The 16725-nt window shown below is 71.4% G+C and carries 15 protein-coding genes and 1 riboswitch; of the genes, 10 read left to right on the top strand and 5 right to left on the bottom strand.

Going from position 1 to position 16725, the window contains the following annotated elements; all coding sequences use genetic code 11:
• Nucleotides 1-95 precede the first annotated feature (95 nt).
• The 7 genes from ABZ883_RS18865 to ABZ883_RS18835 all read left to right on the top strand — a co-directional run bounded on the left by ABZ883_RS18865 (nt 96) and on the right by ABZ883_RS18835 (nt 6226).
• Nucleotides 96-857, top strand: a complete 762-nt coding sequence (locus ABZ883_RS18865; protein WP_360907434.1) for a sigma-70 family RNA polymerase sigma factor — start codon at nt 96-98, stop codon at nt 855-857.
• A complete protein-coding gene (rsrA, locus tag ABZ883_RS18860) occupies nt 854-1168 on the top strand; it encodes a mycothiol system anti-sigma-R factor (protein ID WP_360907217.1) in 315 nt (104 codons plus the stop codon). Before ABZ883_RS18865 ends, rsrA begins: the two co-directional genes overlap by 4 nt.
• A 166-nt stretch (nt 1169-1334) precedes the next feature.
• Complete coding sequence (locus ABZ883_RS18855; RefSeq protein ID WP_360907432.1) at nt 1335-2702, top strand: HD-GYP domain-containing protein; 1368 nt, start codon at nt 1335-1337, stop codon at nt 2700-2702.
• Between the two features lie 119 nt (nt 2703-2821).
• Entirely contained in the window at nt 2822-3958 is a 1137-nt protein-coding gene (locus ABZ883_RS18850; RefSeq protein WP_360907430.1) for an HD domain-containing phosphohydrolase, read from the top strand.
• Between the two features lie 231 nt (nt 3959-4189).
• The gene (locus ABZ883_RS18845) at nt 4190-5161 is read left to right on the top strand and encodes a tetratricopeptide repeat protein (RefSeq protein WP_360907215.1); all 972 of its coding nucleotides are present in this window, start codon (nt 4190-4192) and stop codon (nt 5159-5161) included.
• A gap of 73 nt (nt 5162-5234) precedes the next feature.
• Entirely contained in the window at nt 5235-5855 is a 621-nt protein-coding gene (def, locus tag ABZ883_RS18840) for a peptide deformylase (protein ID WP_360907213.1), read from the top strand.
• Nucleotides 5856-5869: 14 nt separating this feature from the next.
• Nucleotides 5870-6226 (top strand): hypothetical protein, encoded by a 357-nt coding sequence (locus ABZ883_RS18835; RefSeq protein ID WP_360907211.1) that lies wholly within the window; start codon nt 5870-5872, stop codon nt 6224-6226.
• 119 nt (nt 6227-6345) lie between these two features.
• On the opposite strand, the gene ABZ883_RS18830 is transcribed toward ABZ883_RS18835, so the two are convergent.
• On the bottom strand, nt 6346-7356 hold the full coding sequence (locus ABZ883_RS18830; protein ID WP_360907209.1) for a ribonucleotide-diphosphate reductase subunit beta: 1011 nt from the start codon (nt 7354-7356) through the stop codon (nt 6346-6348).
• Nucleotides 7356-9731, bottom strand: a complete 2376-nt coding sequence (locus ABZ883_RS18825; RefSeq protein WP_360907207.1) for a ribonucleoside-diphosphate reductase subunit alpha — start codon at nt 9729-9731, stop codon at nt 7356-7358. The genes ABZ883_RS18830 and ABZ883_RS18825 overlap by 1 nt, the downstream gene beginning before the upstream one ends.
• Nucleotides 9732-9879: 148 nt before the next feature.
• Nucleotides 9880-9957: riboswitch (cobalamin riboswitch) on the bottom strand.
• Between the two features lie 309 nt (nt 9958-10266).
• Here ABZ883_RS18825 and ABZ883_RS18820 point away from each other — a divergent pair.
• Nucleotides 10267-11238, top strand: a complete 972-nt coding sequence (locus ABZ883_RS18820; protein ID WP_360907205.1) for a helix-turn-helix domain-containing protein — start codon at nt 10267-10269, stop codon at nt 11236-11238.
• A 58-nt stretch (nt 11239-11296) separates the two neighbouring features.
• On the opposite strand, the gene mctP is transcribed toward ABZ883_RS18820, so the two are convergent.
• From mctP to ABZ883_RS18805, 3 genes are all read right to left on the bottom strand, one after another.
• A complete protein-coding gene (gene mctP / locus ABZ883_RS18815) occupies nt 11297-12928 on the bottom strand; it encodes a monocarboxylate uptake permease MctP (RefSeq protein ID WP_360907203.1) in 1632 nt (543 codons plus the stop codon).
• Entirely contained in the window at nt 12925-13185 is a 261-nt protein-coding gene (locus tag ABZ883_RS18810; RefSeq protein WP_360907201.1) for a DUF3311 domain-containing protein, read from the bottom strand. The genes mctP and ABZ883_RS18810 overlap by 4 nt, the downstream gene beginning before the upstream one ends.
• Nucleotides 13186-13335: 150 nt before the next feature.
• Nucleotides 13336-14124, bottom strand: a complete 789-nt coding sequence (locus tag ABZ883_RS18805) for a GntR family transcriptional regulator (protein ID WP_360907428.1) — start codon at nt 14122-14124, stop codon at nt 13336-13338.
• Nucleotides 14125-14349: 225 nt separating this feature from the next.
• Here ABZ883_RS18805 and ABZ883_RS18800 point away from each other — a divergent pair, with 225 nt between their 5' ends.
• Both ABZ883_RS18800 and ABZ883_RS18795 read left to right on the top strand, forming a co-directional pair.
• Nucleotides 14350-15627 carry an extracellular solute-binding protein gene (locus tag ABZ883_RS18800; RefSeq protein ID WP_360907199.1) on the top strand — a complete coding sequence of 426 codons (1278 nt, stop codon included), beginning with the start codon at nt 14350-14352 and terminating at the stop codon, nt 15625-15627.
• Nucleotides 15628-15730: 103 nt separating this feature from the next.
• On the top strand, nt 15731-16699 hold the full coding sequence (locus ABZ883_RS18795) for a sugar ABC transporter permease (protein ID WP_360907426.1): 969 nt from the start codon (nt 15731-15733) through the stop codon (nt 16697-16699).
• Nucleotides 16700-16725 lie beyond the last annotated feature (26 nt).

Below are 16725 nucleotides of genomic sequence, written 5' to 3'. Positions count from 1 at the left end.
GAAGTTCGTACGTACAGTGAGGAAGCCGCATGGCGACAGCCGCATGCCGCGCCCGTGCCGAGGCGCCTTACCTTGCCTGGCCCGAGTGGCCGGCGATGGGTGGTGCGGCGGGCACGACCAGCGCACCGATCCCGCCCGGGATATCCTCCGATGGCGTGGGGTCGGTGTATGGCCCCGTGACCGTCGTGGAGGAGGTGGGTCCGGTCAGCGGCACCGACGACAGTACGTCCGAGGTACACGAGCAGGTCCAGGTATCCCAGGAGTCGGACCTCGAGCGCAGCGCGCGCTTCGAGCGGGACGCCCTGGAGTACCTCGACCAGATGTACTCGGCGGCGCTGCGCATGACCCGCAACCCGGCGGACGCCGAGGACCTGGTGCAGGAGACCTACGCCAAGGCGTACGCGTCCTTCCACCAGTTCCGCGAGGGGACCAACCTCAAGGCGTGGCTCTACCGCATCCTCACGAACAGCTTCATCAACTCCTACCGCAAGAAGCAGCGCGAGCCCCAGCGCAGCGGCACGGAGGAGATCGAGGACTGGCAGCTGGCGCGTGCGGAGTCGCACATGTCCACCGGCCTGCGCTCCGCGGAGTCCCAGGCGCTGGACCACCTGCCCGACTCCGACGTGAAGCAGGCGCTGCAGGCGATTCCCGAGGAGTTCCGGATCGCGGTCTATCTCGCGGACGTCGAGGGCTTTGCCTACAAGGAGATCGCCGACATCATGGGTACCCCCATCGGTACGGTGATGTCGCGTCTGCACCGGGGGCGGCGGCAGTTGCGCTCGCTGCTGGAGGACTACGCGCGGGAGCGCGGGCTCGTCCCGGCGGGCGCGGGCGACGAGAAGGGCTCGGGCACATGAGCTGCGGCAACGCGCATGAGACGGACTGTTCCGAGGTACTCGACCATCTTTACGAGTACCTGGACAACGAGATGTCCGACGACGCCTGCGCCAAGTTCAAGCAGCACTTCGACGAGTGCCACCCGTGCTTGGAGAAGTACGGCTTGGAGCAGGCCGTCAAGAAGCTGGTCAAGCGGTGCTGCGGCCAGGACGACGTCCCCTCGGACCTGCGGTCCAAGGTCCTCACCCGGATCGAGCTGATCCGCGAGGGCGAGGTCGCGCCGGTACCCGGCCCGCTCGAGGGCGGGGACGCCACCACCGCGGCCTCCTAGGCTTCGCAGACATCCCGTCGATCCGGCGGTGCCCCCCGGCACCGCCGGATCGGCGTACGGTCCCGTCCGTACCACGGGAGGTCACGCGGGATCACCCGAAGGCGGGAATCCCGGCTGCTCCCGGGAATGGCGGCGACCGCGCCCCTAGCCTCGTCACGTGCGTGAGATGCGGGTGGTGCGGGAACTTCCGCCGGCGGCGCGGGTCTACCTGCCCGCCGTCGTGCTGTCGGCCTGCTGCGCGCTCCTCATCGCGCCGTACGACGGCGTTCCCTGGCTGACCGCGGCCGTGCTGGCGGCCCTGTTCCTCGCCGGGGAGCTCGCGAGGGCCCCGCTGCCGCCGGTGCTGTTCGCAGCCGCGCTGCTGCTGCCGCCCGGCGCGGCCGCCCTCGTGGCGGTGCCGGGCGCGCTGGCCGCTCCGGTACGGGGCGAGCCCCGCGGGGTGCGCAGGGTGTGGCACGCCGCGCAGCTCTCGCTCGCCGTGTACGCGGCGGCCGGTGCGCGGGGCCTGCTCGACGACGGGCGGTCCGACCGGCTGCCCGGGCTGCTGCTCCCGGCGGCGGGGGTGGCGCTGGTGTTCTGGCTGGTGTCCGCCGCGCTGAGCGTCGGGGTGCTGATCGCCGCGGAACGCGTGCCCCCGGTCCCCGCGTGGCGCGACGCCCTGCTCGGCACGCTCGCGCCGAACCTCACGTACGCGCTGGTGGGACTGCTGGCCGCGGTGCTCTGGCAGGGCCCGTACGGCGGCCTCGCCGCGGTCCTGGCGCTGCTGCCCACGCACATCGCGCGCTGGGTCGCCGGGCAGGCGCAGCGCGAACGCGCCACCCACCAGGCCACGGTGCGCGCCCTGGTGCAGGCCGTCGAGATCAAGGACCGCTACACCCGCGGCCACAGCGAACGGGTCGGCCGGGCCTCGGCGCTGATCGCCCGCGAGATCGGCCTGCCCGCCGAGCGTGTGGAGGCCCTGCGGCTGGCGGGCATCCTGCACGACATCGGCAAGATCGGCGTCCCGACGCGTGTGCTGCGCAAGGACGGCCCGCTCACCCCCGAGGAACGCCGCATCATCGAACTGCACCCGGGCTACGGCCACGACATCGTGCGCGGCATCGACTTCCTGGACGACGCACGGTCGGCGATCCTCCACCACCACGAGCGCATGGACGGCTCCGGCTATCCGCACGGCCTGGCCGGCGACGCGATCCCCTCCTCGGCCCGCGTCGTGGCCGTCGCCGACGCCTTCGACGCCATGACCTCCACCCGCAGCTACCAGCGCGCCCGGGAGGTCGGCGAGGCGCTGGGGGAGCTGCGCCGCTGCTCCGGCCGCCACTTCGACCCCGAGATGGTCGAGGCGCTGGTGCGCATCGTGGACCGCGACGGCTGGAACCCCGCGCTCACCACGGACGAGCCGGAACCCTTCGCCGCGGGCGGTTCCGCCGGCGTGGCCCCTGCCGCCGGACGGGTCGTCGCACCGCGTCGGCACGCCCGCGGCGGCCCCGACCGGATGCCCGGCCGCCGCGGCGGCAAGGGGCGGCGGGCGTGACCGAGCCGGCCGGCCGGGGGCACCGGCGTGCCACACCGGCGGCCGCCGCGGCGGACGCCGTGGCCGGGCTGCTGCGCCGTCGCCGCCACCGCGGGCGGACCCCGCCGGTGGCGTACGCGGTGCACGCCCTCGCCCTCGGCGCCGCGGTCGCCGGGCTCGGCTGGACGGCGGTGCATGGGGTGGCCGACCCGGCGTCCGCCGCCGTGTTCGGGGCGCTCGTGGTGGTCGGCGAGGTGCTGCGGGTCCCCGAGGCGGACGGCCGGGAGGCGGCGCCCGCGGCGTTCGCCGGGGCGCTGGGATACGCGCTGGTGGGCGCCGGGACGGTGCCCGTCGTGGTCACCGTCGTCGGCTGCGCCGTCCTCGCCGGGCGCGTGCGGGGCGGGACGTGGGACGCCGCCGCCCGGCGGGTCCTGACCACCGGCTTCGCCGCGGTCTGCGCGCAGCCGCTGTACGGCGGAAGCGGCGGCCACCCGGTGTACGCCGTGCTCCTGCTCGCCAGCACCATCCTGTGCGACGCCGTCCTCGCCGCCTGGCTGACCGCCGCCCGTACGCGGGAGCCCTTCGCGCCGGTGCTGCGGGACGAGGTGGCCGCGCTGCCCGGCGTCGGATCGGCGGTGTGCGCGGGCGGGGCGGTGCTGGCGCAGGCGGTGGAGGCCGCGGGGCTGTGGGCCGTGCCGGTGTGCGCGGTGCCGCTGCTGCTGACGCAGACCGCCTTCCGGCGGCACGCCGCGATCCGGGCGACGCGGCGCGCGACAGTCGCCTCGCTCGCCCGGGCCACCGACCTCGCCGGCTACACCCCGGCCGGCCACGCCCGCCGGGTCGGGGCGCTCTGTCACGCCCTGGGCAGGGAACTCGGCCTGGGCGGACGGGCCCTGGCCGCGCTGGAGCACGCCGCCCTGCTGCACGACATCGGCCAACTCTCCCTCGTGGACCCGGTGCCCGGCGGCGCGACCGCGCCCCTGGACCCCGCGGAACGACGCCGCATCGCCCTGCTCGGAGCGGCCGTCGTACGCCGGACGGGGGCATCCGAGGAGGTGGCCCGGATCGTGGAGGTCCAGGCCGATCCGTACCGCGAACAGCCGCTCGCCGGGCGGATCGTGCGTACGGCCAACGCCTACGAGGACCTGGCCGGGGGCGGGGCGCCCGTGGGCCGGGGACTGCAGGCGCTGGAACGATTGCGCCTGGACACCGCCCAGGAATACGACCCCCGTGTGGTCGAGGCGCTGACCAGGGTCATTGCCAGGGAAGGGCAGTGAACCGACCGGTAATGAGCGGGCGTACCAAGGGGCATGGTTGGATGCCCGCAGGGGCGCAGAGCGCCCGAGAGGCACGTATGTCGCCCATGCCGGCAAACCGGCGGGCCCGGCCGTGTGTGACGGGCCCCGCCGATGGCAAGGAGGACTGATGAGCACCGCTGAGCACGGGATGTGGGGGGACGGACGGGGCACCGTGGGACACCGGCGAAAGCGAACGGCAGGCGGGACACCTTGAGGATCTTCGGCAGGGCACGCCATCGGCCCTCCGCCACCTGGCGGCAGGCGACCGATCGCGCGTTCACCCTGATCAGCGACGGGCGGTACGAGGACGCCGGCGCGCTCCTCATCCGCGCCGCGGATCTGGAGCCCTGGCGCTCGGAGTCCTGGTACAACCTCGCGCTGCTGCACAAGTTCCGGCACGACTGGGAGCAGGCACGCACCGCCGGTCTGCGGGCCGTCGCCCTCCTCGACCGGGCCCCCGGGGCCCCCGACTGGTGGAACGTCGGCATCGCCGCCACCGCGCTGCAGGACTGGCCGCTGGCCCGGCGCGCCTGGCAGGCCTACGGACTGCGGCCCGACACCGCCGGCACCGGCCCGATCGAGATGGAGCTCGGCAGTTCCACCGTGCGGCTCTCCCCGGAGGGCGAGGCCGAAGTGGTGTGGGGCCGCCGGCTCGACCCGGCCCGCATCGAGGTGCTGAGCATCCCGCTGCCCTCCTCCGGACGGCGCTGGGGCGAGGTCGTCCTGCACGACGGTGTGCCGCACGGCGAGCGCCGGACCGCCGACGGCGCCACGTACCCGGTCTTCGACGAGATCGAGTTGTGGGCGCCCTCTCCCGTGCCGACCTGGCTGGTGCTGCTGGAAGCCGCCACCGAGGCCGATCGCGACGCGCTGGAGCAGCTGGCCGCCGACGCGGGGTACGCCGCCGAGGACTGGTCGTCCTCCGTTCGGCTGCTGTGCCGGACCTGCTCGGAGAGCCGGATGCCCACCGACGACGGTTCCGACGCCTCCCGCGACCCCCACGACCAGGGGGAGCCCGGCCACCCCGGGCACCTCAGCCACCGCAGCCCGGGCGCCCTGTGGGCCCCGGAGCGCGAGTGCGGCATCGCCGCCCCCGTGGGGCTGGTGCGCGGGCTGCTGGACAGCTGGGTGGCGGACAGCCCGGACACCCGGGACTGGCGTGATCTCGAAGAGGTCTGCTGATCCGGTCGGGTGCACGTACCCTTGATGGGCTATCGAGCGTTGAAGCAGGCCCCAGGAAGGCGTACGACGGACCATGTCGCAGCAGGACACCGAGCAGACCGCATTCACCGACGACGTGACCGGCGCGGAGGAGCGTGAGGCCGCCCACCGCGAGCGCGGCACGGCCCGTCCCATCACGGTCGTCGGCAACCCGGTCCTGCACCACCCGTGCACCCCGGTCACGTCCTTCGACGACGAGCTGGCCGCCCTTGTCGACGACATGTTCGCCAGCCAGCGTGCCGCCGAGGGCGTCGGCCTCGCCGCGAACCAGATCGGCGTGGACCTGCGGGTCTTCGTCTACGACTGCCCGGACGACGACGGGGTCCGCCACGTCGGCCACATCGTCAACCCGGTCATCGACGACCTGCCCGCCGAGCGCCGCGTCCTCGACGACGGCAACGAGGGCTGCCTGTCCGTCCCCGGCGCCTACGCCGAGCTGCCGCGCCCCGACTTCGCGATCTGCCGCGGCCAGGACCTGCACGGCAACCCCGTCGTCGTCCAGGGCACCGGCTTCTTCGCCCGCTGCCTCCAGCACGAGACGGACCACCTCAACGGCTACCTCTACATCGACCGGCTCTCCAAGCGGGACCGCAAGGACGCGCTGCGTCAGATGGCGGAGCTGACCCCGAAGTACGAGACCGTCCCGAACGACTGAGCCGCCGCCGCACCATGACCACCCGGCCCGGGCCCCACGAGGCAGAGCTCATCGCGCGGCCGGGGAGAACGCCCGACGCGCTCCGCATGGCGCTCGCGCAGGTGGCCCCGCACCGCCTGGCGGAGATGGAGCGGCAGAAGAACGAGGCGATCGCCCTCTCCGTCGAGTCGGGTTCGATCGAGCCGCTGCGCGGCTTTCTCGCCGCGTGGGCCGTCCATGTCGAGATCGCCCGCGACCTCGGCACCGCCGCGCGCCTGCGGTCGGCGGAGCACGCCGCCCAGACCCTCGACAGGGACGATCCCTTGTGGAGGGAGGCGACGGCGGAGATCCGGGCCATCTTCGACGAGGCCCGCGCGGCGGTGGGTGGGTGAGCCGGGCCGCCGTTCCCCGGCACGAACGGGTCCGCGCCCCCCAGGTCACCGCCTACTGAGCGAACGGCGGGGCGGCGGGAGGCTGTTGCCGCCCGCCGCCCCGCCCCCCGCAGTGCGGATCAGAAGTCGTCGTCGAAGGAGACCGAGCCCTCGACCGCCACCTGGTACGCGGAGGCGCGGCGCTCGAAGAAGTTGGTCAGCTCCTGGACGTTCTGCAACTCCATGAAGGAGAACGGGTTCTCCGAGCCGTAGCGGGCCGGCAGACCGAGCCGCACCAGACGCTGGTCGGCGACGCACTGGAGGTACTCGCGCATGGAGTCGGTGTTCATGCCGGGCAGGCCGTCGCCGCACAGGTCGCGGGCGAACTGGAGCTCGGCCTCGACGGCCTCCTCCAGCATCGCGGTGACCTCCTTGCCCATCTCCTCGTCGAAGAGGTCGGGCTCCTCCTGGCGGACGGTGTCGACCACGTGGAAGGCGAAGTCCATGTGCATGGACTCGTCGCGGAACACCCAGTTGGTGCCGGTCGCGAGGCCGTGCAGCAGGCCGCGGGACCGGAACCAGTAGACGTACGCGAAGGCACCGTAGAAGAACAGGCCCTCGATGCAGGCCGCGAAGCAGATCAGGTTGAGCAGGAAGCGGCGCCGGTCCGCCCTGCTCTCCAGGCGGTCGATGGACTCCACGGAGTCCATCCAGCGGAAGCAGAACTGCGCCTTCTCGCGGATGGAGGGGATGTTCTCCACCGCGTCGAAGGCCGCGGCGCGCTCCTCGGGATCGGGCAGGTAGGTGTCGAGCAGCGTCAGGTAGAACTGGACGTGCACGGCCTCCTCGAAGAGCTGCCGCGACAGGTACAGCCGCGCCTCGGGGGAGTTGATGTGCTTGTAGAGCGTCAGCACGAGGTTGTTGGCCACGATCGAGTCGCCGGTGGCGAAGAAGGCCACCAGCCGGCCGATCATGTGCTGCTCGCCGGCGGACAGCTTGGCGAGGTCGGCGACGTCGGAGTGGAGGTCGACCTCCTCCACGGTCCAGGTGTTCTTGATGGCGTCGCGGTAGCGCTCGTAGAAGTCCGGGTAGCGCATCGGACGCAGGGTCAGCTCGAAGCCCGGGTCGAGCAGTTTCTTGGTGGAGCTCATTACTGGCAGGCCTCGCAGGACTCGGGGTTCTCAAGGGAGCAGGCGATCGCGTCGGCGTCGGGCGTCGTCTGCTGGACGGGGATGGCGGCGGGCGCGGCCGCGCGGGCGGACTGGGCGATGCGCGTGGCCGGGCGGGAGCGCAGGTAGTACGTCGTCTTCAGGCCCTGCTTCCAGGCGTACGCGTACATCGAGCTGAGCTTGCCGATGGTGGGCGAGGCCATGAAGAGGTTGAGCGACTGGCTCTGGTCGAGGTACGGGGTGCGGGCCGCGGCCATGTCGATCAGGGCGCGCTGCGGCAGCTCCCAGGCGGTGCGGTACAGCTCGCGCACGTCGGCGGGGATCCAGTGGAAGCCCTCGACGGAGCCGTTGGACTCGCGCAGCGCGTCGCGGGTCTGCGCGTCCCAGACGCCGAGCTTCTTCAGGTCGGCCACCAGGTAGGAGTTGACCTGGAGGAACTCACCGCTCAGCGTCTCACGCTTGAAGAGGTTGGAGACCTGCGGCTCGATGCACTCGTACACACCGGCGATGGAGGCGATGGTCGCGGTCGGGGCGATGGCGAGCAGCAGCGAGTTGCGCATGCCGGTGGCGGCGACGCGGGCGCGCAGCGCCTCCCAGCGCTCGGGCCAGTTCTCCTCGGTCGCGTAGTGGTCGGGGTGCAGCACGCCGCGGGCGGCGCGGGTCTGCGACCAGGCCGGGTGCGCGCCGTGGCGCTCGGCCAGGTCGCAGGAGGCCTCGTAGGCGGCGAGCATGATGCGCTCGGCGATCCGGGTGGACAGGGCCTTGGCCTCGGCGGAGTCGAAGGGCAGCCGCAGCTTGAAGAAGACGTCCTGCAGGCCCATCGCGCCCAGGCCCACCGGGCGCCAGCGCTCGTTGGAGGCGGCGGCCTCGCGGGTCGGGTAGAAGTTGATGTCCACGACGCGGTCGAGGAAGGTCACGGCGGTGCGGACGGTGGCGTCCAGCCGCTCCCAGTCGATCGAGCCGTCCTCACCCACGAACGCGCCGAGGTTGACCGAACCGAGGTTGCAGACCGCGGTCTCGCCGTCGTTCGTGACCTCCAGGATCTCGGTGCAGAGGTTGGAGGAGTGGATGACGCGGCCGGGCTCGGCGGTCTGGTTGGCGGTGCGGTTGGAGGCGTCCTTGAAGGTCATCCAGCCGTTGCCGGTCTGCGCGAGGGTGCGCATCATGCGGCCGTACAGCTCGCGGGCCGGGAGGGTCTTGCGGGCCAGGCCCGCCGCCTCGGCCTTGCGGTAGGCGGCGTCGAACTCCTCGCCCCACAGGTCGACGAGTTCGGGCGTGTCGGAGGGGGAGAACAGCGACCAGTCGCCGTCGGCGTCGACGCGGCGCATGAACTCGTCCGGGATCCAGTGCGCCAGGTTGAGGTTGTGGGTGCGGCGCGCCTCCTCGCCGGTGTTGTCGCGCAGTTCCAGGAACTCCTCGATGTCCGCGTGCCAGGTCTCCAGGTAGACGCAGGCGGCGCCCTTGCGGCGGCCGCCCTGGTTCACGGCGGCGACGGAGGCGTCGAGGGTGCGCAGGAACGGGACGATGCCGTTGGAGTGGCCGTTGGTGCCGCGGATCAGCGAACCGCGGGAGCGGATGCGGGAGTACGACAGGCCGATGCCGCCGGCGTGCTTCGACAGCCGGGCGACCTGGTGGTAGCGGTCGTAGAGGGAGTCCAGCTCGTCCAGCGGGGAGTCCAGCAGGTAGCAGGAGGACATCTGCGGGTGCCGGGTGCCGGAGTTGAACAGGGTGGGGGAGCTGGGCAGGTAGTCCAGCCGGCTCATCAGGCCGTACAGCGCGGCGACCTCGTCGAGGGCGCGCGTGGTGTGGTCCTCGGCGAGTCCGCAGGCCACGCGGAGCATGAAGTGCTGCGGGGTCTCGATGACCTGACGGGTGATCGGGTGACGCAGCAGGTAGCGGCTGTGCAGGGTGCGCAGGCCGAAGTAGCCGAAGCGGTCGTCGGCACGGCCGGCGAGGGCGGCGTCGACCAGGCCGTCCAGGCGCGCGGCGTGGGTGGCCACGAACTCGGCGGTGCCGTCGGCGATCAGGCCCTCGCGGTGGCCGACGGCGATGGACGCGGAGAAGGACACCGCTCCCTGGCCGGCCGCCTCCTCGGCGATGGCGAGCGTCAGCAGCCGGGCGGCGAGGCGGGAGTACTGGGGGTCCTCCGAGATCAGCCCGGCGGCGGCCTCGGTGGCCAGCGCCCGCAGTTCCGCCTCGTCCGCGGCGGCGCTGCGGCCGCGCAGCGCGGCGGCGGCGACCCGGCCGGGGTCGGTGTCGGGGAGGTCTGCGGTCAGCTCCGTGAGGGAGCTCAGCAATCCGGTTCCCGGTGAGGCGGGGTCCGATGCGGTGGCGGGTGCTGCGGGCGCGATGGTCACGTGTGCTCTCTCCCTCGAACGGCGACGACGCGGGAGGGAGGGACGGGGCGCACGCAGGGCAGGGCATGCCGCGGCGCGTCCGCCGGCCCAACCCGCGAGGCCCGGACAGTTCACCGTCCGGACGGCGCGCCGGACGGTGCCGTCGGCAGGTACTCGGACTCGCGGGCATGCCTCCGTGGCGCCCGCACACCGTTGCGGGGCAGTCCCGGATTCCCACCGGCTTCCCCTGCGGCGACAGCGGAGTCGAGCATACATCTAGTGGCGCCCGCCCATGACGCCACCAGATGTTGTGTCGGAGCGGTTACGGATTGCCCGGTTCACGCGTGCCAGTCGTGGCCGTCGCGGGAGTCGTGGACGTGTCCGGTCAGGGCGGCGAGCGCCAGAAGGAGGAAGAAGACCAGTGCGGTGACGGTGGCGAGAAGCGTTTCCATGCCTTCGACTGTGCTCCTCGCCGGCCCCCGCCGGGAGTGGCAGGACTGACGTACTCCCTCGAAATCCTGCCACGTCCCTGCCATGCCTCTGCCATGCTGGGCGCATGCTGCAGAACGTGGCCGTGGTGCTGCTCGACGGCGTTCATCCCTTCGAACTGGGCGTGGTCTGCGAGGTGTTCGGACTCGACAGATCGGCTGACGGGCTGCCGGCGTACGACTTCGCCGTGGCCTCCGCGGAAGGCCCCACCCTGAACTCCCCGGGCGGTTTCACCATCGGCACCTCGCACGGGCTGGAACGGCTGGAGGAGGCCGACCTCGTGGCGGTGCCGGCCGGCGACTCCTATGTGCGCCGGGAGTACCCGCCGGAGCTGCTGCGGGCGCTGAACCGCACCGTGGAGCGCGGTGCGCGCGTACTGAGCGTGTGCTCGGGCGTCTTCGTGCTGGCGGCCGCGGGCCTGCTGGACGGCCGCCGCTGCGCGGCGCACTGGCGGCACGCCGAGGAACTGGCGGCCCGTTACCCGCTGGCCCGCGTGGAGCCCGACGTGCTCTATGTGGACGAGGACCCGGTGATCACCTCGGCCGGCACCGCCGCCGGGATCGACGCCTGCCTGCACCTGGTCCGCAAGGAGCAGGGCAGCGACGTGGCCAACGCGATAGCGCGGCGCATGGTGGTGCCGCCGCACCGCGAGGGCGGCCAGGCGCAGTACATCGAGCGGCCGCTGCCGCGCACGCGGTGCGACACCGTGGGGGAGGTCCTCGGCTGGATGGAACGCCACCTGGACCGCGAGGTGAGCGTGGACGAGCTCGCGGCCCGCGCCCACATGTCGCCGCGCACCTTCGCCCGCCGCTTCCAGCAGGAGACCGGGACGACTCCCTACCGGTGGCTGCTGGGGCAGCGGGTGCTGCTGGCCCGGGAGTTGCTGGAGGCCACCGACGCGACGGTGGACGCGGTCGCGCTCCGCGCGGGATTCGGCAACGCGGCGACCCTGCGCCACCACTTCGCGCGCTGGGTGGGAACCACCCCGCAGGCGTACCGCCGTGCCTTCCGTCGGCCGGAGGGGGCGCGTACGGCGTGACGACGGGCCGCCGTCCCGTCCCTGGGCGGCGGCCCGTGACCGTGGCCGGTGGTGGCCGTCAGTGGCCGGCGACCACCGGCGTTTCCCGCTGCACGCCGGGGTCGCCGGCGTCGGCGGAGTAGTCCTGCTGGGCCGTCTCGTCCACGCCCTCGGGCGCCTTGAGGGCCCGCAGGACCAGGGTGAGGACGACGCTGACCACCACGTTGAGGACGAAGGCGGTCAGGCCGATGTAGCCGATCTGCCCGATGACCGGGATGGTGTCGGAGGAACCGCCGAAGTGCTTCTGGGCGGGGCTCGCGACGCCGTAGGCGACCCAGGTGCCGTAGACCATGCCGACCGCCCAGCCGGCCAGCAGCGCCCAGCGGTGGAACCAGCGGGTGAACAGCCCGCCGACCAGGGCCGGGAAGGTCTGCAGGATCCAGATGCCGCCCAGCAGCTGGAAGTTGATGGCGACCGTCTTGTCCATGGTGAGGACGAAGACCAGCGCGCCGACCTTGACCAGCAGCGAGACGATCTTGGAGACCTGGGTCTCCTGCGCCGGGGTGGCGTCGGGCTTGATGAAGTCCTTGTAGATGTTGCGGGTGAACAGGTTCGCCGCGGCGATCGACATGATCGCGGCGGGCACCAGGGCGCCGATGCCGATCGCGGCGAAGGCCACGCCCGCGAACCAGGACGGGAACATGTTCTCGAACAGCTGGGGGATCGCCAGTTGCCCGTTGTAGCCCGTGATCCCGGCCCCGACCCCGCTCGCCAGCGCCATGAAGCCGAGCATCGCCAGCAGGCCGAGCATCAGCGAGTACAGCGGCAGCACGGTGGTGTTGCGGCGGATGACGTCACGGCTGCGGCTGGAGAGCACCGCGGTGACCGAGTGCGGGTACATGAACAGTGCGAGGGCCGAGCCCAGCGCCAGCGTCCCGTACGCCCACTGCGCGGTGTCGCCGGGTGCCAGCGCCCCGCGGGGCTTGCCGGTGGCCGGGCTGACCTGCGAGTAGGCCTCGCCCGCCTTGGCGAAGATGTCGTCGAAGCCGCCGAGTTTGATCGGTATGTAGATGATCGCCACGGCGATGACGATGTAGATCAGGGTGTCCTTGACGAACGCGATCAGCGCGGGCGCGCGCAGGCCCGAGGAGTACGTGTACGCGGCCAGCACGCCGAAGGCGATGAGCAGCGGCAGGTCCTTGACGAACCAGTTGGACGACGCGCCGCCGCCCACGCCCATCACGTCCAGCACCGCCTGGATGCCGACGAGCTGGAGCGCGATGTAGGGCATGGTGGCGAGGATGCCGGTGACGGCCACCGCCAGGGACAGGCTCTTGGAGCCGAAGCGGCCGCGGACGAAGTCCGAGGTGGTGACGTAGCCGTGCTTGTGGGACACCGACCACAGCCGCGGCAGGAAGGTGAAGACCAGCGGGTAGACCAGGATCGTGTACGGCACCGCGAAGAAGCCGGCCGCGCCCGCCGCGTACACCGCCGCCGGGACGGCGACGAAGGTGTAGGCCGTGTACAGGTCGCCGCCCAGCAGGAACCAGGTGATCCAGCCGCCGAAGCTGCGGCCGCCGAGCCCCCACTCGTCCAGGTGCAGGGAGTTCTCGGCCTTGCGCCAGCGCGCGGCGAGGAAGCCGAGCACCGTGACGACCACGAAGAAGAAGATGAAGACGGCGAGTGCGACGCCGTTGACCCCGTCATTCACTTCGACGCCTCCTTCCGTGCCCGCTCCTCGCGGCGGACCAGGACGTACGCGGTGTACGTCAGGCCCGAGGAGAGGAACACCCACAGCATCTGGTACCAGTAGAAGAACGGGATGCCGATGAACTCGGGGGTCAGCGTCGCGTACGAGCCGACCCAGAGCATCGCGACGAACGGGATGACGAGGCAGACACCGGCGATCACACGGGTGGGGGTGACCACCGGTGGCCGGACCGGAGTTCCGGTTGGTTGCTCGGACATTGCTGCGGCTCCGTCCTGATCTCACTCCTGTGTAATGCGCAGGAAATCTAGGTCAGGCACCGGCGCACGTCACTACCCGTCCGCATTGCGGTATGGAAACGATCTCCGGGGACGGGAACCTTCCGGGAACTTCCCGGCATCCTCACCGGGCTACGGCCGGCGCAGCCGTGCCACGAACTTGTAGCGGTCGCCGCGGTAGACCGAGCGCACCCACTCCACCGGCTGCCCGCCGGTGTCGATGGAGTGCCGGGACAGCAGCAGCATCGGCAGCCCCACGTCGGTGCCGAGCAGTCCGGCCTCGCGCGGGGTGGCCAGCGAGGTCTCGATGGTCTCCTCGGCCTCGGCCGGCCGCACGTCGTAGACCTCGGCGAGCGCGGTGTAGAGCGAGGTGTACTTGGCCAGGCTGCGGCGCAGCGCGGGGAAGCGCTTGGCCGACAGATGGGTGGTCTCGATCGCCATCGGCTCGCCGTTGGCCAGCCGCAGCCGCTCGATGCGCAGCACGCGGCCACCGGCCTTCATGTCCAGCAGCTCGGCCAGCCGGTCGTCGGCGGTGATGTAGCCGATGTCCAGCAGCTGCGAGGTGGGCTCCAGGCCCTGGGCCCGCATGTCCTCGGTGTACGAGGTGAGTTGCAGCGCCTGGGAGACCTTCGGCTTGGCGACGAAGGTGCCCTTGCCCTGGATGCGCTCCAGCCGTCCTTCGACGACCAGCTCCTGAAGGGCCTGGCGCACGGTGGTGCGGGAGGTGTCGAACTCCGCCGCCAGGGTGCGCTCCGGGGGCACCGGCGAGCCGGGCGGCATCGTCTGCGTCAGTTCCAGCAGATGGCGCTTGAGCCCGTAGTACTTGGGCACCCGGGCGGTTCGTCCGGCCGCGGTCGCCGCGGTTGCCGCGGTCTCCGCGGACTCCGTCACCGCCGCTCCGGTCTCGCCGTCGCTGTCCATCGCCTGTGCTCCCGTGTGCTGTCGTGCTGCCGTCACCGGCTCCTCCGTCATTCGCGGCTCACATCGTGGCACGGTCGGGGCCCACATCGCGTAACGGGCCCAGATGTCGGTCCGGTAACGGACGCGACCGGTGCTCTTATACACCCTTGACACCCCTAAAGGTCTAGGCCAAGCTTCGGGCACTGGTCTACACCACTTGGTACTCACTGCCCTGGGGAGGGTGTTGTGAAGCGCAAGCTGATCGCGGCGATCGGTGTCGCAGTCATGGTCGCCGGCGTTGCGGCCTGCGGTTCGGACGACAAGGGCTCCGACAAGGCCGCAGCGCCCAAGGAGATCACCGTCTGGCTGGCGGTCGACGCACAGAAGAACTGGCCCGAGCTGGTGAAGCAGGCGGACGACGCCTTCACGGCCGCGCACAAGGGCGTGAAGATCCACCACGAGTACTACGAGTGGACCGCCAAGAACCAGAAGCTCGACGCCGTCCTCGCCACCAAGAAGGTGCCGGACGTGGTCGAGATGGGCAACACCGAGACGCTCGGCTACCTGGTCAAGGGCGCGTTCGCCCCGATCGACAAGAGCAAGTTCGAGAACTCCGGCGACTGGCTGGACGCCCTGGAGGGCTCGGTCACGTACAACGGCAAGACCTACGGCGTGCCTTACTACGCCGGTGCCCGCGTCGGTACCTGGCGCAAGGACGTCGCCAAGGCGGCCGGCGTCACCAAGGCCCCCGCCACCTGGGCCGAGCTCACCGACGCCCTCGACAAGATCCAGAAGAAGAACGGCGACAAGTTCTCCGCCTGGTACCAGCCCAGCCGCGACTGGTACACCGCGCTGGCCTTCGTCAAGGACGCCGGCGGCGACGTCGCCAAGGAGGACGGCGGCAAGTGGACCGCCTCCCTGTCCGACCCCAAGTCCATCGAGGGCCTGAAGACCTGGAAGGGCGTCCTCGACAAGTACTTCCACGGCGACAAGAACAAGGACGAGTCCGACCGCTACATCGTCTACGGCCAGGGCAAGTCCGCGCTCATCTACGGCGCCAGCTGGGAGGGCGGCGCCGCCGCCGACCCCAAGACCGACAAGACCGGCACGCTCAAGGACAACCTGGAGACCTTCGCGCTCCCCGGCCCGAACGGCGACCTCCTGCCGAACTTCATCGGAGGCTCCGACCTGGTCATCCCCGCCAAGTCCGCCGCGCAGGACCTCGCCGCCGACTGGATCAACGCCTTCACTGATTCGGCCGCCCAGAAGGTCCTGATCTCCAAGGGCAACCTGCCCAACGCCAAGTCCCTGCTCGCCCCGCTGAAGGACGACCCGGCCACGGCCGCCTCGGCCCGCGCCAACGAGAACACCTGGTTCGTCCCGACCGCGCCGGGCTGGCTGCAGGTCGAGAAGAAGCAGATCCTGCAGAACATGCTCAACGACATCGCCGTCGGCAAGGCGTCCATCGAGGACGCCACGAAGTCCGCCGACGAGCAGATCAACGCGGTGATCAACGCCGGCTGACCGGGGATCAGGGCAACCACAGTGATCGACGCCGGCCGGCCGCCCTCGGGCGGCCGGCTCCGGTGCGCGACCACCAGGCACTGGAGTAGCCGAGGAGCACATGATGAGTGCCGTTGACACACCGCTCGACAAAGTGCCGCTCCCGCGGCAACCGGCCGGACCGGGCCGCAGGCCACGCCGCCTGGGCGGGGCCGCGCTCCCCTGGGCCCTGCTCGCACCGACCATCGGCGTCCTGGTGCTGGTCCTCGGGTACCCGCTGGTCCGGCTGATCACCCTGTCCTTCAAGCAGTACGGGCAGGCCGAGCTCTGGCAGGGGCTGCCCGGCGACTGGCAGGGCTTCGCCAACTACACGCATGTGCTCGGCGATTCGGAGTTCTGGGCCGTCGTCCTGCGCACCCTGCTGTTCACCGTCGCCGCGGTGCTGCTCACCCTGGTGCTCGGCATGGCGGTGGCGCTGCTGCTCCAGAGGGTCTCGCCCTGGATGAAGACGCTGATCAACATCGCCCTGGTGGCGAGCTGGGCCATGCCCGTCGTCGTCGCCATCACCGTCTTCAAGTGGATGTTCGACAGCGACTACGGTGTCCTCAACTGGCTGCTCAGCCGGCTGCCCGGGGTCGACTTCAGCGGCCACAACTGGTTCACCGACACCCGGCAGGGCTTCCTCGTCATCACCCTGATGGTGGTCTGGGGGGCCATCCCCTTCGTCGCCATCACCCTGCACGCCGGTCTCACCCAGGTGCCCAGGGAACTGGAGGAGGCCGCCCGGATGGACGGCGCCGGTCCGGTCAAGGTCTTCCGGCACGTCACCCTCCCGGTGCTCAAGCCGCTCATCGTCATGCTGACCACCCTGTCGGTCATCTGGGACATGGGCGTCTTCCCGCAGGTCTTCCTCATGCGCGACGGCCACCCCGAGCCCGACTACCAGGTGCTCACCACCTACTCCTACGACCAGGCCTTCGTCGCCAACGACTACGACGCGGGCGCGGCCATCGCCGTCATCACCGTGCTGCTGCTCCTCGGCGTGATGGCCGTCTACATGCGCCAGATGCTGAAGATCGGAGAGGTGGAGTGACGACCGTGCTCGACACCGCCCCCGCC

Origin of the sequence: Streptomyces sp. NPDC046977, assembly GCF_040644455.1 — a bacterium.
Classification (GTDB): Bacteria; Actinomycetota; Actinomycetes; order Streptomycetales; family Streptomycetaceae; genus Actinacidiphila.
This window is presented reverse-complemented; position numbering and strand designations above follow the sequence as displayed.

Excerpts from the sequence above, each read along its gene's own strand:
- def (WP_360907213.1), top strand. The coding sequence starts at position 5,235 with ATGTCGCAGCAGGACACCGAGCAGACCGCATTCACCGACGACGTGACC.
- ABZ883_RS18830 (WP_360907209.1), bottom strand. The coding sequence starts at position 7,356 with ATGAGCTCCACCAAGAAACTGCTCGACCCGGGCTTCGAGCTGACCCTG.
- rsrA (WP_360907217.1), top strand. The coding sequence starts at position 854 with ATGAGCTGCGGCAACGCGCATGAGACGGACTGTTCCGAGGTACTCGAC.
- ABZ883_RS18835 (WP_360907211.1), top strand. The coding sequence starts at position 5,870 with ATGACCACCCGGCCCGGGCCCCACGAGGCAGAGCTCATCGCGCGGCCG.
- ABZ883_RS18820 (WP_360907205.1), top strand. The coding sequence starts at position 10,267 with ATGCTGCAGAACGTGGCCGTGGTGCTGCTCGACGGCGTTCATCCCTTC.
- ABZ883_RS18855 (WP_360907432.1), top strand. The coding sequence starts at position 1,335 with ATGCGGGTGGTGCGGGAACTTCCGCCGGCGGCGCGGGTCTACCTGCCC.
- ABZ883_RS18795 (WP_360907426.1), top strand. The coding sequence starts at position 15,731 with ATGAGTGCCGTTGACACACCGCTCGACAAAGTGCCGCTCCCGCGGCAA.
- ABZ883_RS18865 (WP_360907434.1), top strand. The coding sequence starts at position 96 with ATGGGTGGTGCGGCGGGCACGACCAGCGCACCGATCCCGCCCGGGATA.
- ABZ883_RS18810 (WP_360907201.1), bottom strand. The coding sequence starts at position 13,185 with ATGTCCGAGCAACCAACCGGAACTCCGGTCCGGCCACCGGTGGTCACC.
- ABZ883_RS18805 (WP_360907428.1), bottom strand. The coding sequence starts at position 14,124 with ATGGACAGCGACGGCGAGACCGGAGCGGCGGTGACGGAGTCCGCGGAG.